The sequence below is a fragment of the Kribbella yunnanensis genome, assembly GCF_039529655.1.
Lineage (GTDB): Bacteria > Actinomycetota > Actinomycetes > Propionibacteriales > Kribbellaceae > Kribbella > Kribbella yunnanensis.
This window is the reverse complement of the sequence record NZ_BAAANF010000016.1, coordinates 372502-395716: the sequence shown is the minus strand read 5'-3', so window position 1 is coordinate 395716 and position 23215 is coordinate 372502. Positions and strand designations below refer to the sequence as shown.

Annotated in this window: 22 protein-coding genes; 6 read left to right on the top strand and 16 right to left on the bottom strand. The window is 67.8% G+C overall.

Translation table 11 applies throughout. The annotated features are described in order from the left end of the window. Nucleotides 1-35: 35 nt before the first annotated feature. The 5 genes from ABD231_RS22795 to ABD231_RS22775 all read right to left on the bottom strand — a co-directional run bounded on the left by ABD231_RS22795 (nucleotide 36) and on the right by ABD231_RS22775 (nucleotide 5673). A complete protein-coding gene (locus tag ABD231_RS22795) occupies nucleotides 36-551 on the bottom strand; it encodes a YceD family protein (RefSeq protein WP_344155409.1) in 516 nt (171 codons plus the stop codon). Nucleotides 552-677: 126 nt separating this feature from the next. Further along, nucleotides 678-1151, bottom strand: a complete 474-nt coding sequence (coaD, locus tag ABD231_RS22790) for a pantetheine-phosphate adenylyltransferase (protein ID WP_344155406.1) — start codon at nucleotides 1149-1151, stop codon at nucleotides 678-680. Beyond that, nucleotides 1144-1704, bottom strand: a complete 561-nt coding sequence (rsmD, locus tag ABD231_RS22785) for a 16S rRNA (guanine(966)-N(2))-methyltransferase RsmD (protein ID WP_344155403.1) — start codon at nucleotides 1702-1704, stop codon at nucleotides 1144-1146. Before rsmD ends, coaD begins: the two co-directional genes overlap by 8 nt. 112 nt (nucleotides 1705-1816) lie before the next feature. After that, nucleotides 1817-4060: an ATP-dependent DNA helicase RecG gene (gene recG, locus ABD231_RS22780; RefSeq protein WP_425554197.1), complete on the bottom strand. Its 2244-nt coding sequence runs from the start codon at nucleotides 4058-4060 to the stop codon at nucleotides 1817-1819. Beyond that, nucleotides 4057-5673, bottom strand: coding sequence for a DAK2 domain-containing protein (locus ABD231_RS22775; protein ID WP_344155397.1), 1617 nt, complete (start codon nucleotides 5671-5673; stop codon nucleotides 4057-4059). Before ABD231_RS22775 ends, recG begins: the two co-directional genes overlap by 4 nt. Nucleotides 5674-5975: 302 nt before the next feature. Here ABD231_RS22775 and ABD231_RS22770 point away from each other — a divergent pair, with 302 nt between their 5' ends. Then, complete coding sequence (locus ABD231_RS22770; RefSeq protein ID WP_344155394.1) at nucleotides 5976-6962, top strand: SAM-dependent methyltransferase; 987 nt, start codon at nucleotides 5976-5978, stop codon at nucleotides 6960-6962. A 172-nt stretch (nucleotides 6963-7134) separates the two neighbouring features. Here ABD231_RS22770 and rpmB read toward each other — a convergent pair whose 3' ends face one another. The 5 genes from rpmB to ABD231_RS22745 all read right to left on the bottom strand — a co-directional run bounded on the left by rpmB (nucleotide 7135) and on the right by ABD231_RS22745 (nucleotide 12607). Next, a complete protein-coding gene (rpmB, locus tag ABD231_RS22765) occupies nucleotides 7135-7356 on the bottom strand; it encodes a 50S ribosomal protein L28 (RefSeq protein ID WP_184830723.1) in 222 nt (73 codons plus the stop codon). An 84-nt stretch (nucleotides 7357-7440) separates the two neighbouring features. Continuing rightward, nucleotides 7441-9423 (bottom strand): aldo/keto reductase, encoded by a 1983-nt coding sequence (locus ABD231_RS22760; RefSeq protein WP_344155387.1) that lies wholly within the window; start codon nucleotides 9421-9423, stop codon nucleotides 7441-7443. 35 nt (nucleotides 9424-9458) lie between these two features. Then, nucleotides 9459-10289, bottom strand: a complete 831-nt coding sequence (locus ABD231_RS22755) for a carbohydrate ABC transporter permease (protein ID WP_344155384.1) — start codon at nucleotides 10287-10289, stop codon at nucleotides 9459-9461. Further along, nucleotides 10276-11313, bottom strand: a complete 1038-nt coding sequence (locus tag ABD231_RS22750; protein WP_344155381.1) for a carbohydrate ABC transporter permease — start codon at nucleotides 11311-11313, stop codon at nucleotides 10276-10278. Before ABD231_RS22750 ends, ABD231_RS22755 begins: the two co-directional genes overlap by 14 nt. Nucleotide 11314: 1 nt before the next feature. Beyond that, entirely contained in the window at nucleotides 11315-12607 is a 1293-nt protein-coding gene (locus tag ABD231_RS22745) for an ABC transporter substrate-binding protein (RefSeq protein WP_344155378.1), read from the bottom strand. Nucleotides 12608-12737: 130 nt separating this feature from the next. Between ABD231_RS22745 and ABD231_RS22740 the strand changes: the two genes are divergently transcribed. After that, complete coding sequence (locus ABD231_RS22740; RefSeq protein WP_344155375.1) at nucleotides 12738-13355, top strand: HAD-IA family hydrolase; 618 nt, start codon at nucleotides 12738-12740, stop codon at nucleotides 13353-13355. Between the two features lie 139 nt (nucleotides 13356-13494). Then, complete coding sequence (locus tag ABD231_RS22735) at nucleotides 13495-15042, top strand: GxGYxYP domain-containing protein (RefSeq protein ID WP_344155372.1); 1548 nt, start codon at nucleotides 13495-13497, stop codon at nucleotides 15040-15042. Between the two features lie 1182 nt (nucleotides 15043-16224). Here the strand turns inward: ABD231_RS22735 and ABD231_RS22730 are convergent. From ABD231_RS22730 to ABD231_RS22720, 3 genes are all read right to left on the bottom strand, one after another. Further along, on the bottom strand, nucleotides 16225-16470 hold the full coding sequence (locus ABD231_RS22730; protein WP_344155370.1) for a hypothetical protein: 246 nt from the start codon (nucleotides 16468-16470) through the stop codon (nucleotides 16225-16227). A gap of 174 nt (nucleotides 16471-16644) precedes the next feature. After that, nucleotides 16645-17775 carry an MFS transporter gene (locus ABD231_RS22725; RefSeq protein ID WP_344155367.1) on the bottom strand — a complete coding sequence of 377 codons (1131 nt, stop codon included), beginning with the start codon at nucleotides 17773-17775 and terminating at the stop codon, nucleotides 16645-16647. After that, a complete protein-coding gene (locus ABD231_RS22720) occupies nucleotides 17772-18386 on the bottom strand; it encodes an HAD-IA family hydrolase (protein WP_344155364.1) in 615 nt (204 codons plus the stop codon). Before ABD231_RS22720 ends, ABD231_RS22725 begins: the two co-directional genes overlap by 4 nt. Before the next feature lie 48 nt (nucleotides 18387-18434). On the opposite strand from ABD231_RS22720, the gene ABD231_RS22715 reads away from it, so the two are divergent. Continuing rightward, nucleotides 18435-19592: an ROK family protein gene (locus tag ABD231_RS22715; protein WP_344155361.1), complete on the top strand. Its 1158-nt coding sequence runs from the start codon at nucleotides 18435-18437 to the stop codon at nucleotides 19590-19592. Nucleotides 19593-19817: 225 nt separating this feature from the next. On the opposite strand, the gene ABD231_RS22710 is transcribed toward ABD231_RS22715, so the two are convergent. From ABD231_RS22710 to ABD231_RS22700, 3 genes are read right to left on the bottom strand one after another with little or no spacing between them, the layout of a single operon-like run. Further along, on the bottom strand, nucleotides 19818-20546 hold the full coding sequence (locus tag ABD231_RS22710; RefSeq protein WP_344155358.1) for a DinB family protein: 729 nt from the start codon (nucleotides 20544-20546) through the stop codon (nucleotides 19818-19820). Beyond that, complete coding sequence (gene thiD / locus ABD231_RS22705) at nucleotides 20543-21340, bottom strand: bifunctional hydroxymethylpyrimidine kinase/phosphomethylpyrimidine kinase (protein ID WP_344155355.1); 798 nt, start codon at nucleotides 21338-21340, stop codon at nucleotides 20543-20545. The genes ABD231_RS22710 and thiD overlap by 4 nt, the downstream gene beginning before the upstream one ends. A 1-nt stretch (nucleotide 21341) precedes the next feature. Next, nucleotides 21342-22304, bottom strand: coding sequence for a thiamine-phosphate kinase (locus ABD231_RS22700; protein ID WP_344155352.1), 963 nt, complete (start codon nucleotides 22302-22304; stop codon nucleotides 21342-21344). A gap of 140 nt (nucleotides 22305-22444) precedes the next feature. Here ABD231_RS22700 and ABD231_RS22695 point away from each other — a divergent pair, with 140 nt between their 5' ends. Both ABD231_RS22695 and ABD231_RS22690 read left to right on the top strand, forming a co-directional pair. Further along, a complete protein-coding gene (locus ABD231_RS22695; RefSeq protein ID WP_184806149.1) occupies nucleotides 22445-22681 on the top strand; it encodes an Lrp/AsnC family transcriptional regulator in 237 nt (78 codons plus the stop codon). A gap of 32 nt (nucleotides 22682-22713) precedes the next feature. After that, nucleotides 22714-23169 (top strand): DUF3515 domain-containing protein, encoded by a 456-nt coding sequence (locus tag ABD231_RS22690; RefSeq protein WP_344155349.1) that lies wholly within the window; start codon nucleotides 22714-22716, stop codon nucleotides 23167-23169. Nucleotides 23170-23215 lie beyond the last annotated feature (46 nt).

Sequence of the window (23215 nt, the reverse complement as noted above, 5' to 3'; positions counted from 1 at the left end):
TTGACCCGGCCGGCTGGTGTGCGTGTGTTCGATGTTCAGTTGTCTTGCTGGTCGTTCTGGAGCAGTCCGCCCAGGGCGGCCCACCGGGGGTCGGCCGCGTCCTCGTGCTTGTGTCCGGGCTCCTCCACCAGGCGCACCCCGCACTCGGGGCACAGTCCCGGACAGTCGTCCGTGCACAACGGCTGGAACGGCAGCGCAAGCACCACCTGATCCCGCAGCGCCGGCTCGAGGTCGATCAGATCGCCCTCCATCCGGCTGGCCTCGTCCGGCTCGGCCTCGCTCTCCGGGTAGACGTACAGCTCCTGGACGTCAGCGAGGAACTCGTCCTCGATATCGACCAGGCACCGCGCGCACTCCCCGACCAGCCGGCCACTGGCCGATCCGGTGACGAGAACCCCTTCGACCACCGATTCCAGCCGGAGATCGAACTGGATCGGATCGCCCTCGGGGACGCCGATCACGTCGATACCGAGATCTGCCGGTGCTGCGGCCGTGAAGGAGACTTCGCGCTGGGACCCGGCGCGGCGTGACAGCTCGTGGGTGTCGATCACGAGTGGGGACCGCGGATCCAAGACGCTCAGGGCTTCCCTTTCAGGCGTGGGCAGGCATAAATCTCGGTCTCAACGAGACCGGTAGACCACATTATCAACTACCCGGCCCGACACCCAATTCGGGGCCTACCGGTGTTTCGCCAGTAACCGGGTGTGAACACTGACCGTCACGAAGGTTGACACGTCGCCGCCGAGCTTGGCGATCTCCTTGACCCAGCTCGACGAGATGAAGCTGTGGTCGGCCGCGCTCGGCAGGAAGACCGTGTCGACGCCGGTCATCCGCCGGTTCAGGTGGGCCATCTGCAGCTCGTAGTCGTAGTCGGCCGCGGTCCGCAGGCCCTTCACGATCACGCTCGCGCCCTGCTCGGTGCAGAAGTCGACGAGCAGCCCGTCGAAGGTGGCGATCCGGACGTTCGGGAACGGTTCGGCGAGTTCGGTCAGCATCTCGACCCGCTCGTCGTCGCTGAACAGCCGCTTCTTGGACTGGTTCACCCCGGCCGCGACGATCAGCTCCTCGAAGGCGCCGGCCGCGCGGGCGATCACGTCCAGGTGGCCGATCGTGGGCGGGTCGAACGAGCCCGGAAACACAGCCTTAGCCATGGCGGTGACCGTACCAAAGACGGGCCTCGCCGTACTTGCGGTCGCGCAGCCCGGCGAACCCCTCCGGCCACTCCCAGGGCTCCCGCTTCCCGCGCTCGACGACCACGAACGCGTCCGCCGCGAGCCAGCCGTTCGCGGCCAGCGCGACCAGCACGTCCTGCAGCTCGGCGGTCTCCAGCTTGTACGGCGGGTCGGCGTACAGCAGGTCGAATTCGGCCGGGGCGTCCCCCGCGGCGAGCTTCTCGACCGGCCGACTCAGCACCGTGACCCCGGGTAGCCCGACGACCTTGACGTTCGCCGCGATCACCTCGGCCGCCCTGCGGTCCGCCTCGACCAGAACCACCTTGGCCGCACCACGCGACAGAGCCTCAAGCCCGATCGCCCCGGATCCGGCGTACAGGTCGAGCACCGTGACGCCGTCGAAGCTGCCGAACTCCGCCTCCAGCGACGAGAACAGCGCCTCCCTGGTCCGATCCGCCGTCGGACGCGTCCCGTCCCCCGGCGGTACGGCGAGCCGCCGCCCGCCCGCGACTCCCCCGATCACCCTGGTCATGGCGCCCCCGGACTGGACTGAGGAGCGCAGGGAGCGAAGCGACTGGAGCGACGAGGGAAGGACGGGAACCAGGCGCCATGACCCGCCGCGCGGAGCGTGGCATCCAACACAGTCATGTCTTCTCCAGGTACTCGGTGGATTCGGACTCCAGCGCGCTCTGCACGAAGGAACGCAGGGCCGGGTAGTCGGCCAGCTCAGGGTCGACCGAGATCAGGGACTGGGCCACGTGGCGGGCGGTGAAGATGATCTCCTCGTCCCGCAACACGCTCAACAGCTTCAGGCTGCTCCGCTTGCCCGACTGCGCCACGCCCAGTACGTCGCCCTCGCGGCGCGTCTCGAGGTCGATCCGGGACAGCTCGAACCCGTCCGTCGTCGACGCTACCGCGGCCAGCCGCCCGTACGACTTCGTCCCGTCCCACAGGTCGGTGACCAGCAGGCACAGCCCCGGCACCTTGCCGCGGCCGACCCGGCCGCGCAGCTGGTGCAGCTGCGAGATGCCGAACCGGTCGGCGTCCATGATCACCATCGTCGAGGCGTTCGGTACGTCGACGCCGACCTCGATCACCGTGGTCGCGATCAGTACGTCGACCTCACCGGCCGCGAACCGGGTCATCACCGCGTCCTTCTCGTCGGCCGGCAACCGGCCGTGCAGGATCTCCACCCGCAGTCCGTGCAGGATCTCGGCCAGCGCTTCGGAGACCTGCAGGACCGAGATCGGCGGCCGGGCCTGTTTCTTGCCGTCGCCCTCCTCGTCACCGGCGGCGAGATCACCTTCCTCGTCGGCCGCGTTCTTCACGTCGTCGCCGATCCGCGGACAGACGACGTACGCCTGGTGGCCCTTGCCGACCTCCTCGCGGACCCGCGCCCAGGCCCGGTCCAGCCAGTCCGGCTTCTGCTTGGCCGGTACGACGGAGGACTGGATCGGCGACCGCCCGGCCGGCAGCTCGGTCAGTGTCGAGACCGCGAGGTCGCCGAACACCGTCATCGCGACCGTCCGCGGGATCGGGGTCGCCGTCATCACCAGCACGTGCGGCGTGTTCTCGCCCGATTTCGCGCTCAGCGCGGCCCGCTGCTCGACGCCGAACCGGTGCTGCTCGTCGACCACGACGAGCCCGAGATCGGCGAACTGCACCTTGTCCTCGAGCAACGCGTGCGTCCCGACCACGATCCCGGCGGATCCACTCGCGGCGTCCAACATCGCCGTACGGCGGGCTGCCGCGTTCAGCGAACCGGTCAGCAGCCCGACCTTGGTCGCGTGCTCAGCACCACCGAGCATGCCTTGCTCGGCGAGGTCACCGAGCATCCTGGTCAGCGTCTTGTGGTGCTGGGTGGCGAGCACCTCGGTCGGCGCCAGCAGGACCGCCTGCCCACCGTTGTCGACCACCGACAGCATCGCCCGCAGCGCCACCACGGTCTTGCCGGAACCGACCTCGCCCTGCAGCAACCGGTGCATCGGATGCGGTCGCTCGAGATCGGCGAAGATCTCCTCCCCCACCTCGGCCTGGCCGGCGGTGAGCGAGAACGGCAGCCGCTTGTCGAACTCGTCGAGCAACCCACCGGACGTCCGCGGCCGGGCGACCGCCTTCAGCGCATCGGTGACCGCGCGACGCTGCGCGAGGATCGTCTGCATGACCAGTGCTTCCTCGAACCGGAACCGGTTCTGGGCGGCGCTGATGTCCTTCTCGGTCTCCGGCAGATGCACCTTCTGCAGCGCGTCGACCAGGCCGAGCAGCTTCTCCTTGCGCCGGATGAGTTCCGGCACCGGGTCCTCGAGCTCCTCGCTCAGGTTGTCCAGGACGATCTTGATACTGCGCTCGATCGTTGCGGTGGGCAACTTCGCGGTCGCCGGGTAGAGCGGGCGGAACGGCCGGGCCCGGCGTTCGATCTCGGCCTCGGTGAGGTCCTCGTCGTCGAGGATCTCGGTCCCCGGGCCCTTGAGCTGCATGATGTCGCGGAACATCGTCACCTCGCCCCAGAACAGGGCCGCCGTACCGGGGGTCAGCTTGGTCGCCAGCCAGGGCTGGTTGAAGAACGCCAGCTCCAGGTCGTGCCGGCCGTCGGTGACCACGACCTTGGTCAGCGTCTTGCGCCGGGTCCATTTCTGGACGTCGGTGAGCGGGATCTCGGCCTTGGTGTCGAGTGAGCGGACGGTGACCTTCTTGACCCGGCCGTTGACCGTTGCCTGGTCGCCGACCTCGAGCTCGTCGAAGGGGGTGAGCTCACCCTTCTTCAGGTACCGCCGGGGGTAGTGGCGCAGCAGTTCGCCGACGGTCTCGATCTCGAGCACGTCCGCGAAAGTCTTGGCCGTCTTGGCTCCGACGAAGTCGCGGAGTTTGCGGTCCATATCGGTTTTCATTCGACCCCGATCAGCAACGGGTACCTGTCCTGCCCTCCGTCGTACACCACGACATCGACATCTTTGCGTTGCCGCCGCACGTGCCGCTCGATCGCGGCGGCCAATTCGGGGTCAGCATCCCGTCCCGTCACGATCGTCAACAGCTCGCCACCACCGCCCAGCAGCCGATCGACAACGCCGACCGCTGCCTCGGTCAGGTCGTCGGTGATCAGCGCGAAGTCACCGTCGACAACACCCAGCGCATCGCCCACGCGGCAGCGGCCGGCCATCGTCCAGGCGTCCTTCACCGCGATCGTGACCGCCCCGTGCCGGGTCTGCCCAGCAGCCGCAGATTGGTGGACGACGTCATCGTCGAAGCTCGCCGCAGCATCGTGTACGGCGATCGCCGCCAGCCCCTGGACCTGGGCGCGGGTCGGGATCACGGCGACCCGCAATCCGTCCTGGCGAGCCGCCGTAGCAGCCGCTTCGGCGACGGCGATGGAGTCCTTGTCGTTCGGCAGCAGCACGATCTCGGCCGCCTGGGACTTCTCGATCGCGGTCAGCAGCTCGCCGGTCGAACACCGCCGACCAGGTCCGCCGACCACGATCTTGGCGCCGGCCTCGGCGAACAGCGCGGCCAGCCCATCACCCGCGGCGACCGCGATCACGGCCCGGCCCGGCGGCGGTTCGTGATGCGGCAGATCCGCGAAGTGCGTGACGCGGATCCGATGCGGCCGACCGATCGCGATGCCCAGCTCGATCGCGGCACCGACATCGTCCGCATGCACGTGGACGTTCCAGAGGCCGTCTCCGCCGACCACGACGACCGAGTCACCCAGGTCCGCGAGCCGCCGCCGAAAGTCCGCGACAGCCTCGTCAGCGGCGTCCAGCAGGTACATCACCTCGTACGCCGGCCCGTCCGGGCTGAGGTCACCCGCAACCTCCTGCGGTTCGACCCGGGCCGGTACGTCGATCGTGACGGTCCGCCCGGTGAGCACGGACTCCATCGCCCCGAGGATCACGACCAGCCCCGCTCCCCCGGCGTCGACCACGCCTGCCCGCCGCAGGACATCGAGCTGCTCGGTCGTCCGGGTGAGCGCCAGCCGCGCGGACGCGACCGCCGCCAGACACACATCGGCCAGGCTCTTCCCGTCGTTGGCCGCCGTCATCGCCCCGTTGGCGGCCGCGCGGGCGACCGTCAGCATGGTCCCCTCGACCGGTTCCGCGACCGCGCCGTACGCGGCATCAGCGGCGTACGTGAGCGCGTCGGCGAAGGCCGCGGCCTCGCTCATCCGCGGATCAGCCAGTACGCCGTCCGTGTCGCGATCCCGCGGCAGGTTCTCGGCGAGCCGCATCCCGCAGGCCCGCACGAGCTGCGAGGTGATCACGCCCGAGTTCCCCCGCGCACCCAGCAGCGCGCCCCGGCCGAACGCCTGCACCGCCTCCGCGAACGTCAGCTCGCCCTTGGGCAGTGCCTCGCAGGCCGCTTCCCAGGTCAGGTACAGGTTCGTTCCGGTGTCACCGTCTGGGACCGGGTACACGTTCAGCTCGTCGATCCCGCTCCGGGCCCGCCCCAGCTCCACCAAGGCGGTCCGAGCCCACGCGCGCAACACCGCGACCGTCAGTTCCTCCACGCCCGGAAGGTTAACCCGCCGACCGACAGGACGCGCGCCATCCGCCCCCCGCCGCCCACGCGCACAAAGGTGGGTCCGCTTCTCTTTGTGCATGCACACCAACTTTGAGAACCCACCAACCATTTGAGCGCCTCCCAAACGGTTGGTGGCTACTCAAAGACGAGCATCGTGCCCAAAGGTGGGGCGGCTGCTCTTTGGGCACGGGGCGGGGGTGGGGCGAGGGGCGGGTGGGGGCGGGGCGCGGGCGGGTGCGAGGGACTGGGGATGGGGGTGTCGGGCCTGTCCTTGGGTACGGTCGGGCGGTGAGCGTGTTGTTCTCGGTTGCGGCCGACAGTTACGAGTGGGCTGTGCGGGAGATCCGTGGGGTGTTCGGGAAGGTGCCGATCCAACGGGTCGGGGCCGATATCGGGCGGGTGAGCGGGCCGGCGGTGCATGAGTTGGCGGAGGCTTGTGACTCCGGGCGGATCATGTTCGTCCGGCATCTGACCTCGGAGATCGGGAGTTTCGACGAGCTGCCGCCTGGTTATGAGCTCGCGGAGCTGATTCTGGGTGAGCTGCCGGAGTATCCGAAGGCACTCGCTGTGCAGGCATGGACCGACCGTGCGGGCACCGGCGGGTCGTACTTCCACCGGATCGAGGAGGCGCTCGGCGAGCGCGGTGTGAGCGTGACCCGGTCGGACCAGAAGTGGGTCGTGTCGTGTTTCGAGAGCCCGCGGACGATCCTGCTCGGCGTGAACCGGCTGGCGGACAGCTTGTCGGACTGGCCGGGTGGGCGGATGCGGCTGGCCCGGGGCGAGGAGCGGGTGTCGCGGTCGGAGTTCAAGCTGGAGGAAGCGATCGCGACCTTCGGGCTGGAGCTGCCGGCGGGTGGCAAGGCGGTCGACCTGGGCGCGTCACCGGGCGGGTGGACGCGGATCCTGCGGGAGCACGGGCAGGAGGTGTGGTCGGTCGATCCGGGCTACCTGGACGTGCGGCTGCTGCGGGACCGCGGGATCCATCACGCGGAGACGACGGCCGGCCGGTTCTTCGCGGAGAACCGGATTCGCTTCGACGTCGTGGTGAACGACATGCGGATGGATCAGATCCTGAGCGCGCGGATGATGATCGACGCGGCCGCGCATCTGCGCCGCGGTGGTTTGGCGGTGGTGACACTGAAGGGTGGCGGGAAGAACCCGCTGGACGGCGCCCGGCGCGGACTCGACGTGCTGCGCGCGGAGTACGACGTACTGCACGCTCGTCAGCTCCACCACAACCGCAACGAGATCACCGTGATTGCGGAACGCCGGTAGACATGACAAGGCGCCCCGGGTCGAAACCCGAGGCGCCTACATCAGCCCTACACGGAAGGGGGTGCGGGTGGCGGAGCCCCCGCCTGCGGCAAGCGAAGCGCAGCCGCACAGCACGACGAGGAGCCACGCCGAAGCGCTACAGCGCGAGCATGCCTCGCCCAGCTCCGAGTCCTCAGCCGACTACGCGCTGGACCTTGCCGGCCTTGATGCAGGACGTGCAGACCTTCATGCGGGTCGGGGTTCCCTTGATGATCGCCCGGACCGGCTGGATGTTGGGGTTGAAACGGCGGGGCGTACGAGCCTTGACCCGCCGGATCATCGCGCCCTTACCCAGGCGGGCAACGCTGTTGCCGAACGTCGGCTGCTTGCCGCAGACATCGCACTTCTTAGACATGATTCTCCGTGTTCAGGGTCGTGACACCGACAAACCATGTTACATGGGTGTCAGGGCTCGACCAATTCGGTCAGCAGGCGCTCCTCAGGCAGTGAGGTACGCCACTTCTTCGTCGCTCAGCGAGACGGTCAGACCAGGTGTCGAGGTCCGCGTCTCACTGATGTGCCGAGGCCCGATCAGCGGGAACACCGGGTACGGCTGGTGCAGCAACCAGGCCAGTGCGATCGCGGTCGGCTCGACTCCCTTGGCGGTCGCGAGCTCCCGGGCACGGTCCAGCCTACGGAAGTTCTCGTCGGAGTAGAAACAGCGGACCAGTTCCTCGTCCGACCGGTCCTCCGGCTTCGCCCGTCCGGTGAAGAATCCGCGGGCCTGGCTCGACCACGGGAACAGTGCCACCTGCCGGTCCCGCAACCACGCCTGCGACTCGTCGTCCGACACATGCCGGCACCCGGCCCACGGTACGTCGTACGCGCGCGCGAGGCTCAGGTGGTTGCTGAGCAGCGTGAACGGCTGCTTGCCGTTCGCAGCCGCATACGCATTGGCCTCGTCGAACCGCTCCAGCGACCAGTTGGAACCGCCGTACGCCTTGATCCGGCCGGCCTTGAAGTGCTCATCCAGTACGTCGACGAACTCGCCGACCGGGATGTCCTCGTTGTCGCGGTGCATCAGGTAGAGGTCGACGTGATCGGTCTGTAGCCGCCCGAGGCTCTCCTCGAGCTGCCGGGTGATCGATGCGGGATCGCAGTGCGGGGTGTGCGCACCCTTGCCGATGACAACGACCTCGTCGCGGTTGCCGCGGGTCTTGATCCACTGGCCGAGCAGCTTCTCGCCGTACCCGCCGCCGTAGATGTAGGCGGTGTCGAACGTCGTCCCACCGCGCTCGACGAAGTCGTCGAAGACGGTGGCAGCGTGGGTGAGGCTGTGCTGGTTGTCCACGCCCATCACCAGCCGCGACACCTGCTTGTCGAAGCCCGGGACCGACCCGTAGGTCATCGGCGCATCGGCCCGCTTGGTCAGCGGCCGTCCGCTCGCGGTCGGGACCGCGGCGTCGTCCCGCTCACTCGAGTACTGCTGACCGATCGCGGCCCGCCAGGCGTCCAGGACGGTCAGGTTGCCGAGGGTGTCGGCCCAGTTCATCTCGGGCGCCTGGCGTTCCGCGATGGCAGCAGCGACCGCTTCGGCCTCGGCCGCGTAAATGAGTGCAGGCTCGGCGGAGATGTCGCGGATCTCCTCGCCGACCTTGTGCAGGGTGACGTGGGTCGGCTTGCCGTCGCCGCCGAACCACGGGTCCTCGACGATCAGGTAGCCCTGGCTGCCGACGATCCGAACCTGGTTCAGGTCACCGAGGTGGACACCGGTGGTGACGTGCGCGGTGACGCCGCCGTCGAAGAACAGCGTCGCGGCGGTCCATTCGTCGGCGCCGGTCTCGCCGACCGTCCCGACCGCGTTCACGGCGGCAGGTTCGGCGTACGGGAGTCCGCTGTCGGCACCAGCGATCAGCCGCGCGTACGAGACCGGGTAGCCGCCGACGTCCAGGATGCCGCCGCCGGCGAGCTCGTCGGCGTAGATGCGGCTGGTCGGGTTGAAGGAGGCGTTGAAGGCGAAGGTGGCCTCGATGTGATGCACCTTGCCGAGCTCACCGTCCCGGATCAGCTGGGCGACGAGCTTGGTCTGCGGGAGGCAGCGGTACATGTACGCCTCCATCAGGAACACGTCGTTGCGGACCGCTGCCTCGATGATCGCCTCGGCCCACGCCTTGTTGATCGCCAGCGGCTTCTCGCACAGCACGTGCTTGCCGGCCTCGGCCGCCTTGATCGCCCATTCGGGATGCATCGGGTGCGGGGTCGCGACATACACCGCGTCCACGGTCTCGTCGGCCAGCAACTCGTCGTACGAGCCGTGCCGGTTCGGGATGTTGAAACGCTGGCCGAACTCTTCGGCCGAGGCGAGCGACCGGCTGCCGACCGCGACCACCTCATTGGTCTTCGAGGTCGGCACCTGGTCGGCGAAACGGGACGCGATGTTGCCGGTCCCGAGGATGCCCCAGCGGAGCTTGCTGTCAGTCAAAGTCGATCCCTAGTCAGTGTTTGTGAGAGGTGAGGTCAGAACTTCATGGCGCCGGCGGCGAGGTCGGCGATGAACGAGCGGGCGCCGATCAGGAACACCCCGATCAGCGGGATCACGCTCATCAGCGCACCCGCCATCACCATCGAGTAGTCGGTGCCGTAGATCCCGTTCAGCTGGTCGAGCGCGACCTGCAGCGTGAGCCGGTTCGGGTCCGTCATCACGATCAGCGGCCACAGGTAGTCGTTCCAGACGTTGATGAAGGTGAAGATGCCCAGGAAGGCCAGCCCCGGCCGCAGGACCGGCAGGCCGACGGTCAGGTACTGCCGGAAGAAGCCGGCACCGTCGACCTTGGCGGCCGAGATCAGTTCGTCGGGGATCGCACCCGCGGCGTACTGGCGCATCCAGAAGATGCCGAAGGCGTTCGCGGCGCCGGGGATGATGAGCGCCTTCAGCGAGCCGATCCAGCCGAACTCCGCCAGCGTCACGAACTGCGGCACCAGGGACAGCTGGGCCGGGATCATGAACGTTGCCAGCAGCAACCCGAAGAGGAACTTGCGGCCGGGGAACTCGTACTTCGCGAACGCGAACGCGGCCAGTGAGTCGAAGAACAGCACCAGCACGGTGACGGAGACCGACGCGATCAGCGTCAGCAGCATCGAGCCGAAGAAGTCGACGTTGTCGAGCACCTTGCCCATGTTCTCGAACAGGTGCGAACCGATCAACAGCTTGGGCGGGTAGGCGAAGATGTCGGGTGTGGTGTTGGAGGCCATCACGACCATCCAGTAGAACGGGAGCAGCGAGACCACGACGCCGAGCATCAGCACGACGTGACCGACTACGGTGCGCAGGCGCTCAACGGACCCCATGTGCCGCCTCCTTCTCTTGCGCTGCCTTCTGTACGGCGATCTTCCGGTCCGCTCGGCGTTTCGCCCGGCTGGTCAGGCGTTGTTCGTCGGTTCCGCCGATCAGCCGCCAGTTGATGATGCTGAACAGCACGATCAGGATGAACAAGGCCCAGCCGATGGCGGCGCCGTACCCGAACTGGTTCTTGATGAACGCGCTCTGGTAGAGGTACGAGACGATCGTCATGCCGGCGTCGCCCGGTCCGCCGATGTTGTTGGTGTCGCCGAACAGCACCCGGGACTCGGTGAAGATCTGCAAGCCGCCGATGGTCGAGGTGACCACGGTGAACAGGATGACCGGGCGCAGCATCGGCACGGTGATCCGCCAGAACGTCTGCCGCGGGCTCGCGCCGTCGACCTTGGCGGCCTCGTAGACATCGGCCGAGATCGCTTGCAGGCCGGCCAGGAAGATGATCGCGTTGTAGCCGACCCAGCGCCAGGTGACGATGGTGGCGATCGCGATCTTGATCCCCCACGGCTGCGTCAGCCACTCGACCTTGGCGATCCCGATCGACTGCAGGAACGCGTTCAGCAGACCGAAGTTGTTGCTGAAGACCGAGCCGAAGACGAGCGTGACGGCGACGACCGAGGTGACGTTCGGGATGAAGTATGCGATCCGGTAGAAGGTGCGGAACCGGGTCGCGTTGTGCAGCGCGTTCGCCAGTACCAGCGCGAGCAGCAGCATCGGGACCGTGGACAGCACCCAGATGATCATCGTGTTGCCGATGGTCTTCCAGAACTTCGGATCGCTGATCAGGTAGCTGTACTGCTCGAGCCCGACCCATTTCATCGGGCCGATGCCGTCCCACGAATGGAACGAGATCCAGATCGAGAACAGGATCGGGAACGCGCCGAAGATCGCGAACAGGATGAAGAACGGCGAGATCGCGGCGTACTGCGGGAAGGCCTGGCGGAACTTGTTCGGCGGCTTCTCCGCGGTCGCCTCGCTGGTGTGTGCAATGGCCGGAAGTGTCTTGGTCGCGGTCATCTCAGATCGCCCCCGCCCGGGTCAGTTCCCGCTCGATCTGCCGTTGCGCATCGGTCCAGGCCTGGTCCGGTGACTTGCCGGCGGTCTCGACGTTGACCAGCTCGGCGCTGAGCGGCGAGCCGATGATCGAGTCGTACGGCGAGAAGTAGGCGCCCGGGTACTTCTTGGCGGACTCGGCGAACACGTCGACGATCTGCTGCCCGCCGAAGAAGTCGTCCGGCGCGCTCAGCCGGGGATCGGTGTAGGAGGCCGGTGTGGACGGGAAAAGCACCGGATCGAGGAAGGCCTCGGCCTGGTTCTTCGCGGTCTCCAGCCAGCTGATGAAAGCGAACGCGGCCTGCGGGTTCTTGCAGTACTTGGTGATCGCCAGGAACGATCCACCGCGGTTGCCGGCGCCACCAGGAGCCGCAGTCACCCGCCAGAGTCCCTTCGTCTTCGGCGCCGCGTTCTTCGGGCCGAGCTGCGCCCACCAGACAGCAGCGTTGAAGGCCACCAGCTTGCCGTTGCTGATGATCGCCTTCGCGTCGGTCGACCCGTCCTGCGCGTTGGCCGACAACCCTTCCTTGACCACCCGTACGGCGAGATCGAACGCCTCGCGGACGTGGTCCTGGTCACCGATGTACTGGCCGTCGGCGGTCATGTACCGCTTCGGCTGCTGAGCCATCCGGTAGGAGAAGATGCTGTTCACGTTGTCGGTGATCGCGGAGCCGGGGACGGCCTGTTTGATCTTGTTACCGAGCGCGATGTAGGTGTCCCAGTCCGGCGCCTGTCCCGCGATCGCGGCCGGATCGACGTCGATCCCGGCCTTCTCGAGGATGTCGCTGCGATAGAACAGCGCGGTCGGGCCGGTGTCCATCGGATAGGCCATCATCTTGTTCTGCGGGGTGACGCCGAGCTTCCACTTCCAGGGCAGGAAGTCGGATTCGCGTTCCTTCGCACCGAGCTCGTACAGGTCGTGGAACTGGTCCGAGTTCGGAAAGTACGTCGCGACGTCGTCGTTGATCGCGACGATGTCCGGTACCAGCGACTTGCCGGCCAGGGCGGTCAGCACCTTGGTCTTGTAGTTGCTGCCGATCCGGGTCATCGACAGCTTCAGGCCGTCGTACCCAGGGATGGCCTTCTCGGCCTGTCCGATCAGGTCGTCGTTGACCGAGCCGACCCAGGTCCACATGCTCAGTTCGTTCGCGGTTCCCAGCGAACTGCGGGAACCGCACCCGGTCAGCCCAGTCATCCCGGTCAACCCGGCGGCGGTGGCGGCACCGCCTGCGAGGAACGTCCTTCTGCTCAGCGGCATAGCCTCACCTGGCGCTTTCTGTTGGATTTCGCCGGAAGGTGTCTAATCGTGTTTACGTAGCCATTAGGTAAGCGCATACCGACTTAACCGGTCAAGGGGTAGCGGTCCCCCGGACTGACAGGATGGGCGCATGACGCCCTCGATCACCACCGTCCTCTTCGACGCCGACGGCGTCATCCAGCGCGGCACCCACGACTGGGCCGCCCGACTCCACGCCATGGTCGACGGCGACGGCGAGGCCTTCGTCAACGACCTGATGCTCGCCGAGCGGCCGGCGATCTGCGGCAAAGAGGAGTTCGAGGACGCACTGGCCGCCGTACTGCGCCGGTGGAACGTGACCGCGACCTTGGACGAGGCTATTGAGCCATGGAGCTGGTTCGCCGCTGAGCCGGTCGTTGTCGACCTGATCCAGGACCTCCGGCAGGCCGGCATCAAGTGCCACCTGGCCACCAACCAGCACGCCTACCGCCGCGCCATCATGAACGACGAACGCGGGTACGCCGCCCTGTTCGACCAGTCGTTCTATTCGTGCGACCTGGGGTTGGCCAAGCCCGACCCGGCCTACTTCCGCGCCATCCTCGCCGCGACCGGCGCTCCCGCATCATCGGTCCTGTTCGTCGACGACATCCCGGCAAACGTCGAAGGCGCTCGCTCCGCCGGGCTGCACGCCGAGGTCTACGACTTGGCCGACGGGACCGACGTACTGGTCGCACTGCTCGGTCGCTACGGGCTGCCGATTTCGGTCTGAGGGCTTGTCGGCCTTTGGTAGGTGTGGCATCGTCGCGGCCAATTGACAACGTAGGACAGTCACCAGCCGCTCCTGGAGGCACCACATGTCCGATCCGTACCGTCTGAGTCGTCGTGCTGCCCTGGGACTGGGCGCTGGCGTGGGGTTTGGCCTGGGCCTCGGGTCCGCCGTTCCAGCCTCGGCCACCGGGGCGTCGCCGTACCCGAAAGGCCAGCGGCCGCGCCTGCTGACCGTGCTCGACGAGAATTCTTTGACCCTCCCGGAACGGACCCTCGCGACCACTCTGCAAGGCCTGCTCGCCCGACGCGGTCCCGAGACGCTCTACCTGAACCTGCCCTCTCTCGGATACCAGTTCTGGCTGGACGATCTGGTCACCCGCTACGGCGTCCGAACCCAAGAAAGTGACCTGTGGACAACTGTTCGACGGTCCGGTGTCCGCGGATATGTTCTCTTTCGAGCGGGCACTCCATCGGTCAACGTCGCGACGACGCTGGCCGGTGTCACCGGTGCTGTCGCGATCGAGGAGAGCCTGGAGGCCCTCGCGATCCGCAACGGCCTGCGCAAGGTGCTGGACGTCCGCGACAAGGACGACCGCTGGGTCGTCGACAACTATTGGCACCGCGTGCGGCACGACGTCGCGATCGAACAGAGAGGAGATATCGCCGAGCGACTGCGGGACTACGTCACGATGGCGGGGACGCTCGCCTTCTTCGACGGCAACACGGCCTTCCGGGCCGAAGTGATCGGCAAACTCGACGATGACGCCACCGTCATCGGCTGGGGCGACGCCTCCGACGGCGAGGACAAGTTCATCGGCCCCAACTCCGACGCCGGCGCCAAAGCGCTGCCCGCCGACCACGCCCGGAACCTCTCAGTCCTGTCCGGCATCCGCAACAACCGCCTGAACCAGAGCGGAGGGGGTGGGGGGAGGGCCCTCGACCCGGACCCTAATGCCCACTATGTGACGTTCCTGATCACCGACGGGGACAACATCCAGTGGATGCTCGGCGACTTCCCGACCGATCGCCGCTGGTTCGGGAGCCCGCATCGCGGCAAGGTCGACCTCGGGTGGGGGATTTCGCCGTCGCTGATCGATCTGGCTCCCTCGGTGATGCGCTGGTACTACGACCAATCCGTCAAGGACCGCTGGGTCGTCGGACCGTCGGGCGGCGGGTACATGTACCCGAGCCGATATCCGGCGGCGGCGCTCGAAAAGCACACCGCCTCGCTCGCCGCCGCGATGGGTCGGGCCGACTTGTCCGTCGTACAGATCATCGACTTCGACTCGTTCGAGAACACCGAACTGTGGTCGTCGTACCTGAAGCGGCGTGAGATCGACGGTCTGATCTACCTCGAGTACTCCCGGTACGACGGCCACAAGGGCAAGGTCGTGTGGGCGGATGGCAAGCCGGTGATCTCGGCGCGGACGATGCTGTGGGACGGCCTGGATGGTGCCGACGAGGCATCGGTCATTGCCGAGCTCAACAATGCGCCCCGGGACCCGCACTCCACGGCCGGCTACTCGGTCGTCCTCTGGCATGCCTGGAGCAAGTCGGTCGACGACGTCATGACCGTCGTCAACGGCCTCGCCCCACACGTGAAGGTCGTCCCGCCGGACACCCTGGTCAAGACGCTCGCCCGCCACGCCAAGCCTTGGCCTTCCCACCGGACAGCTTGGCGAAGGTGATGAGCCGGCGCGCCAAGCTGTCGGCGTCTCGCGGACCGCCACCACCGTGCAACCCATGCCCCGACAGCTCCCGCACGCTCAATCAAGCGTGCGCCGAGGGCCCAGCGGCCGGTTCGACGGTGGTGGCGGTCCGGCCGTCTCGCAGGAGTCGGCTCACCTGGCGGCGATGTTCCAAATGACGTGCACGCGGACGCAGGCGCGGGCGTGGAGGTGGACGCAGACGCCATCACAAATGACCGGTCGAGGCGTTGTTACGCGGGGAGGCGAGGCGCTGCCTGCAATTGTGATGGCGTTGCGGTCCGCACCGGTCGCCCGAGAGAAGTCGAAGGCACCCGGCCTGGGCTCGACCTCCACGTGAAGGCGGTTCCGGCTGGCTCGCCCTGCAAGTGAAGGGGGTCTCGCCCTGTACGTGAAGGCGGTCTCGGCGGGCAGCGGACGTCCCCGGCCGAGTCCTTTCGCGCCTGTACCTCGACTCGACCGCCCAAGGCGGCCGACAAAGCAAGAGGGCGGGCCATGCGGGTGGCTGGGCTGGTTGGCGAGGCCGGCGACCGCGGCTGCGCGTCGTTTGGGGCTGACGGGTTGTGGCTGAGGTGCGTGAGGCTCGAGGTCTTGCGTTAGTAGGAGGATTTTCGGGTCCAGGCGCCGACTTCGTTCCGACTAACGCGCCAGCTACCCCCGAGCCCCGAGAACGCGGGCCGGCGATCACCTTGAGCACCGACCAACCAGCTGACACCCCACCGAAACGGTTGAACCGTGCTCAAGGTTGCCCGGCCAGCTCGCTTTGAGCGCCGCTCAATCACCTTCCGGGCGCGCGCGTGGTTGACCTGTGCACAACGTCGTACCGGCTCTTGGTGGAGATGGTGGGTCGGCGGGCCCAACTGCGGGGGCCGGTCTGCTTGATGGGGGGCGGATGCAGGTGGACGGGGAGGCCATCACGAGTGGGGGGCGGAGGCGTTGTCACGCGGGGCGCGAGGTGCTTTCTGCAGTTGTGATGGCGTGGCGGTCCGCAGGGTGACCTCGGAGGCGTCGGAGGCACGCTCGATCGGGTGCTGGCCGGTGCGCGGGTCCGGCGTCGGGAACGACACGTAGTAGTGCCCGGAAGGCCGCGCCGGCTGCGTACGGCAGGCGGCGCGGCTCCACGGGCGGCGGACTACTACGTGTCCTTCCGTACGCCCGGGCCGTTCAGCAGGGGCCGGTCCACTTGGCGGAGGCGGCGTTGTTCCAGACGGAGGCGCCGTAGCCGGAGAGGCCGAAACCGCGGTCGAACTTCAGGTTGGGATCGCCGCCCTTGCCGTACGTCACACCGCGCGGGATGCAGATGAAGGCGCCGTGGTAGTTGGAGCCCCAGTAGAGGCGGATCGTGTCACATCCCGAGCAGGGGTAACCGCTGTTCTGGATGATGACGTTGTCGTTGGCACAGTCCCCCAAGGTCGGGGTGTTGTTCGGGAAGTCGCACCGAAGGCCGTTGTTGCGCCAGACGCTGAAGTTGCCGTCGTCGGCCTAGGCAGGGGCTGCGGACAAGAAGCCGGTGAGCAGAATGAGAGCGGCTCCGAAGAGCAGGCAGAGTTTTCTCATACCGCAAAGGGCCGGTGCCGCTTCCTGCTAGACCAACCGTTTCAGTCTTGGCCGAAGGTTCTCCGGATTGCTGGTGCGGCTGAGGGTGAAGAGGGCTAGGAGGAGGGGGATGGTGATGAGGTAGGCAAGGCGGAGGTTGACGAGGCGGGCTAGGGCGGCCAAGGCTGCGGGGGTGATGAGGATCGCGGTGCCGGAGGCTAGGGCGCCTAGGGCGGCTAGGCGGGTGGGGCTTAGGCCGGGGAGGGCTACCAGGGCGGCGAGGGTGACTGGGTAGAGCGGGGCTACGCCGATGCCGGCGATGATGAGGCCGAGAGCGATCAGGGCGGGGGCGTTCAGGAGGCTGACTAGCAGGGTGCCGAGGATGGCTAGGGTGCCGCCGATGATGACCGGGGGTAGGGAGCGCCAGTGGACTGGGCCGATCGCGCGGCCGACGGCCATGCCGATGGGGAAGCTGCTGCCGAGGAGGGCGGCGACGGCGAGTGTTAGGCCGGAGTCGACGAGGCGGGCTACGGCCCAGACGACGAAGCAGAACTCGACGCCGACGGCCAGTACGACGCGCAGCCAGCCGAGGCCGACTGTCCAACCGACCGCGTGACCGGTCGGAGCCTCGGAGAGGACGGGCGGTACGACGTCTGGGCCTTTGACGGTGGCGAGGATGAGCAGGGGCGGTACGGCGACCAGCATGGCGACCCGACCGGTGATTCCGAGTGCGTCGACGAGGCCGATCGTCAGTGGGGCGAGGATGCCGGCGGCGCTGGCGACTGCGTTGACGCGGCTGAGGCGTGCGGCTGCGGTGGGTCCGTGGAGCATCAGGGGCGCGACCAGAACGAGCAGCGCACCGCCTAGGCCGACACAAAGGCCGCCGACGACCACACCGGCGTACACGGGGGCCAGGGCTAGCAGTGCGCCGCCGCCGGCGCAGATGAGGGAGCCGACGCGCAGTACGACGCCTATCGACCAGGAGCGGAGTAGCGCCGGGCCTACTGCGGCGATGATGACCAGACCGACTGCGAAGGCGGACGAGAGGAGCGCCAGCCGGCCGGTGGGTTCGTTGAGGTCGCGGGCGAGGATGGCGACGCACGCGCCGAGGCCGGCGAGCAGGTAGCCCATTGAGGAGAGGCTGACTCCGATCTGGAGTTCCTCGGAGCGGGCGGTCATTCGGTGAACAGCTGGACGAGGTGGTGCAGGTCAGGGAGCCGGATGTCGGCTGGTACACCCTTGAGACCGGCCGTGGTCGCGCCGGACGCGCGCCCGGCGGCCAGGCCGACCTGGGTGTCCTCGACGACCAGGCAGTGCTGGATGTCCACGCCTACGAGCTCGGCCACGCGGAGGTAGCCCTCGGGGTCTGGTTTGCCGTGGGCGACGTCGTCGATGGTGACGAGGATGGAGGGCGAGATGCCGGCCGCCTCTAGACGGACCTTGGCCAGGCGGTTCGGTGCGCTCGTGTAGACGGCCCAGGGCAGGCCGAGGCGGTCGAGGGTCGCGATCAGCTCGTGCGCGCCTGGGGTCGGGACGACATCGGAGAGGTCGTCGCACTCGAGGTCCAGGACGCGTGCACCTGCAACCGCGCGCTCGGAGTCGGAGAGGTTGGGCAGGAAGTGCGCGACGGTCGCCACGGCCGGGTTGCCGTGGGCGACGGCCAGGACGTCGGCCGGAAAGAGGCCGTATTCGGTTGCCCAGGTGCTCCAGCTCCGGTCGACGACCGCGTCGGAATCGACCAGCGTGCCGTCCATGTCGAACAACACCGCCCGAATGTCCCGGATCTTCACTGCCCCTCCAATTAAACTCGTACTCCGAGTATAAGATGGGACAATGTTATGACCAGTGGGCGCCGGGGACAATGGCAGACCGCCGCGGAGATCCTCACCCGGGTGAGCCGGGAACCGGGGATCACGCGGGCGGCGGTCGCGCATGAGCTCGGGTTGAGTAGTAGTTCGACCACTGAGGTGACCGCGAAGCTCCGTGAGGTGCAGCTGCTCGCCGAGGTACCGGCACCGAGCCGGGGGCGTGGCCGGCCGACCACGCTGCTGCGGGCGCATCCGTCTGGTCCGGTGACGCTGGTGCTCGATCTACGGCAGAGCAACTGGCGCAGTGCGGTCGTCGCACTCGACGGGTCCTTCCTGAGCCAGGACGACCGCCGCCACCGCACGCGGCGTGCACAGGTCGTGCTCGGGAACCTGCGCGGCGCCGTACAGGAGGCACAGGACCAGTACGGCGATCGGCTGCGGGCTGTTGGGTTGGCGGTGCCGGGGACGCTTCGGGACAACCACCTGCTGCAGTCTTCGGCGCCGGAGTGGTTCGAGCTGGATCTTGAGACTGTGACGGCGGGGACTGGGGTTCCGCTGTTGGCTGGTAATGACGCGACGCTGAGTGGGGTTGCTGAAGCGCGTTCGGGGGCGGCGGCTGGGGCTGGGACGGCGCTGCATCTCATCATCGAGGCGGGGATCGGTGGGACGTTACTGATCGACGGGGTGCCGGTGCTGGGGGCTTCTGGGGCGGCTGGTGAGTTTGGGCATACGCCGTACGGCGATCGCAGCAGGCAGTGTCTGTGTGGTGCGCGCGGGTGCTGGAACCTGGAGATCGATGGGCGGGCGTTGGCTCATCATTTGCGGGAGCCGGAGCCTGATGATCCGCATGGTTACACACAGGCCGTCCTGCGCCGGACAGATCGTACGGCGGTGCGGGCGGTTGAGCAGGTGGTTACCGCGATCGCTGCCGGGCTGGCGGGGCTTGCCAACGCGCATGACCCGGATGTGATCACGCTGGGCGGACTCGCGGTGCCGCTGCGGGCCGCGGCTGAGGAGGCGTTCAATCGCACGTTTCTGGAGGGCCTGATGGCGTTTCACCGGGCGGCTCCCCCGCCGGTCGTCGCGGCGGCTCACCAGACCGACGGCCCGCTCCGGGGCGCTGCCGCACTGGCGCTCGACCACCTGACGACCGAGTCCGCCATAGCTACCTGGGCGACAACCCGTTAGCGCCCTCGCCACCTTCGGATCCGACCGTGGTGAGCAGGGAGGGAATGGGCCGCAGGATCCGACTCCCATGGCTGAGGAGTGCGGCCGCGAGGCGCCTCGGGCTGCGGGTTGTCAGGAGTGGTGTCGGTGGGCTGGTCGGCCGCGGGTCGTCAGGGAGTGGCGCCCGTGGGCTGGTCGGCGCGGGTTGTCAGGGGGTGGGGCCAGCGGGCTGGTCGGCCGCGGGTGTCAGGGAGCGGTGTCCGTGGGCTGGTCGGCTGCCGGGGTGTTGGTGACCTCTTCCGACAACTCGGAGTTGGGCGTGGGGGTGTTGGTGAGGTCTTCCGACGACTCGGAGTCGGGCTTGGGGGTGTCGGTGGCCTCTTCAGGCGCCTCGGGGTCGGGCTCGGCTGGTTTGGGTTTGGGGATGATGGGGGGTTCGAGTTTTGCCAGGATGGTGATGATGTCGTGGCGGTGGTGCTGGATTTCGTGGGCGGTGTGGCGGATGACCCAGCCCAGGGTGCGGGGCATTCGGACCGGGTAGTTGTAGAGGCCTAGTTTGCCCAGTTGGGGTGGGGTGAGGACTCGGGCGGCGGCGCCGAAGTCCTTGGCGAAGCGGACCAGGGCGGCGGCTACCTCCATCGGGTCCTGGAGTTCGTACTTCTCCTGCTTCACCCGGCCGGTGCGGTCCATCGGCGCGTAGACCGGGCGGTCCTCGGCCAGGCACTGGGCGATGCGGAAGCGCTGCACCTCCAGTACGTCGCGCACGTGGCAGGCGTATTCGATCGCCGACCAGACTTCGGGCTCCGGCCTTAGCCGTACGACGTTGGTGTCCGGGCCTGCGGCGGCTTTGGTGAGCGCCATGCTGCAGTCGGCCGCCTGGCGGACCAGCAGGGTCACTGTGCCCTGCAGGTCACCGGTGTCGTAGTTGAACCCGCACTGCTCGCAGTACCCGTCTACCGGGGGCTGCTTCGTCAACTGCCACTCCCTCGAAATCTCCACGCGTGATCGACCGGACCGATGCCACCGCCGAGTGCGAACCCGGCCTGGATCGCACCGGTCACGTACTCCTTCGCTGCACCGACCGCACTCTCGACGTCGGACCCACGTGCCAGGTACGACGCGATAGCGCTGGCCAACGTACATCCGGTGCCATGGGTGTGCCGATTGTCGGCCCGGACCGCACTGTAGGTCCGTCGGACCCCTGCACCGTGCAACACGTCAACTGATTCGGGTCCCGAATCATGCCCGCCCTTGACGAGCACCCAGGACGCACCGGCCTCCAGCAGCGTCTTGGCCGCCAACTCGCGGTCGTCCAGGACTCCGGACACCGGTCCGAGCTCAGTCAGGTTCGGCGTCAGCACAGTCGCCAGCGGCACGATCTCTGCCCGTACGGCGTCCATCGCGTCCGCACCGAGCAGCGCGTCGCCATGCTTCGACACCGCGACCGGATCGACCACCACCGGCACCGACGGGGGCAGTGTGCGCAGTAGCGACGCTACGACGCGCACCATCGAGGCGGAGGCCAGCATGCCGGTCTTGACGGCGTCCACGCCGATGTCGTCGACGACACTGCGGAACTGCGCCCGCACCTGCTCCTCGGGCAGCTCCCACGCGCCCTGCACGCCCAGACTGTTCTGCGCGGTGATGGCAGTCAGCACGCTCATACCGTGCACGCCGTTGGCCAGCATCGACTTCAGGTCGGCCTGGATCCCGGCGCCTCCCCCGGAGTCCGAGCCGGCGATGGTGAGCACGCGTGGCGGTCGGTTCATCTCAGCTCCTGAAGTGGGCGTGGCCGGAGCTGCCGGCGTACGGCGCTCCGTCGACGGTGACGGTCCCGGCCGGGCGGTCCTCATTGCCTTCGGCAACCGAGCCGATGACGGTCCAGCCCTCCGGTACGTCGGCCGGCTCGAAGGTACCGACCAGGGCGTGGTCCTCTCCCCCGGTCAGCACGAACTGCATCGCATCCAGCCCAGTGGCGGCCGCAACGGCTTGCAGCGGCTCCGGAACGGCCAGGGCGTTCGGGTGGACGTCGATGACGACCTGACTCGCCACTGCGATGTGGCCGAGGTCCGAGAGCAGCCCGTCGCTCACATCACACATCGACGACGCACCGGCGCGTGCCGCGCGCGGACCTTCGTCGTACGGCGGTTGTGGGCGTCGGTGCGCTTCGACGACAGTGCGCGGTGACCGGAAGCCGCGGGTCAGCACGGTGTACCCGGCCTCCGCCCATCCCAGCCGGCCGACCACGGCGACCTCATCACCGGGTCGCGCCCCAGAACGCAGTACCGGCGCACGGCCGTCGAGTGTCCCGAACGCGGTCACCGATACGACGATCTTGTCCGACTGCACGGTGTCGCCACCCACAATGGCCGCACCGACCAGTTCACACTCGTCCACGAGCCCCTGGTACAGCTCCTGGACCCAGGCGACCGGCAGCTCGGCAGGTGCACCGAATCCGATCACGAGTGATGTCGGCCGGGCTCCCATCGCTGCGATGTCGGCCAGGTTCTGTGCGGCGGCCTTGCGGCCCACGTCGTACGCGGAAGACCAGTCCTGGCGGAAATGGCGGCCCTCGACCAGCAGGTCGGTGGTGATCACCATCCGCCCGTCCGGTGCGGCGACGACGGCGGCGTCGTCGCCTGGACCGACCAGGACGTCCTCACTGGTGGACAGCCCTTTGGTGACGGCCTCGATGAGACCGAATTCACCTGTGCTCCCCAACGTCTCTGTCACGTCAGCAGACCTCCCATATCGCCAACCGGAGTCTAGGCGGTACCGTGACCGGGCAACGAAGAGTACGCCCGGCCCGTTGTCAGTACACAGAGCAGTACCGGAGCCGGTGCCCAGCTGAGGACGACTGAGTGGAGAACGACGTGGTGGTCCAGGCCTACATCCTGATCCAGACCGAGGTCGGCAAGGCTGCCGACGTCGCGGCACAGATCGCCGAGGTCCAGGGAGTCACCCTGGCCGAGGACGTCACCGGTCCGTACGACGTGATCGTCCGCGCGGAAGCCCGCAACGTCGACGAACTGGGCAAACTGGTGGTTGCCCGGGTTCAGAACGTACCGGGGATCACCCGGACGCTGACCTGCCCTGTCGTCCACATCTGAGCCTGAGAAGAGCTACCGCCGACTCTTCAGTCATGCCCAAAGTTCTGCTCGCTGCACTCGGCCTGCTCATGCTCGCCGGGTGCAGCCCAGGCCCCACGCCAGTCCCCGTGCCGTCACCGGCACCGGAGGTCGCTGCGGCCTGTGAGCCGCTGATCAAGGCCCTGCCTGCCAAGGTGCTGGACGCCAAGCGCCGCAAGGCCGAGCCGCCTAGCCCGCTCACCACCGCGTACGGCGATCCGCCGATCGAGGTGACCTGTGGCGTCGCAACGCCGGCTGGGATGGCCGAGGCGCAGTCCCAGTGTTTCGAGGTGAACGGCGTCGGCTGGTTCGCCAAAGAGGTCACCAACGGGTTCATCTTCACCACGATCGGCCGTGCGCTCTACCTGGAGATCGCAGTCCCCTCGAAGTACCACCCCGAGGCGAACGCGCTCACGGACGTCTCCGACATGGTCAAGCAGTACAACAAGGTCATCACCCCCTGCACCTAAGGGCAGAACCCGGCCAACCACGCCCCCAAGCCCCTAGCCTGCAAAG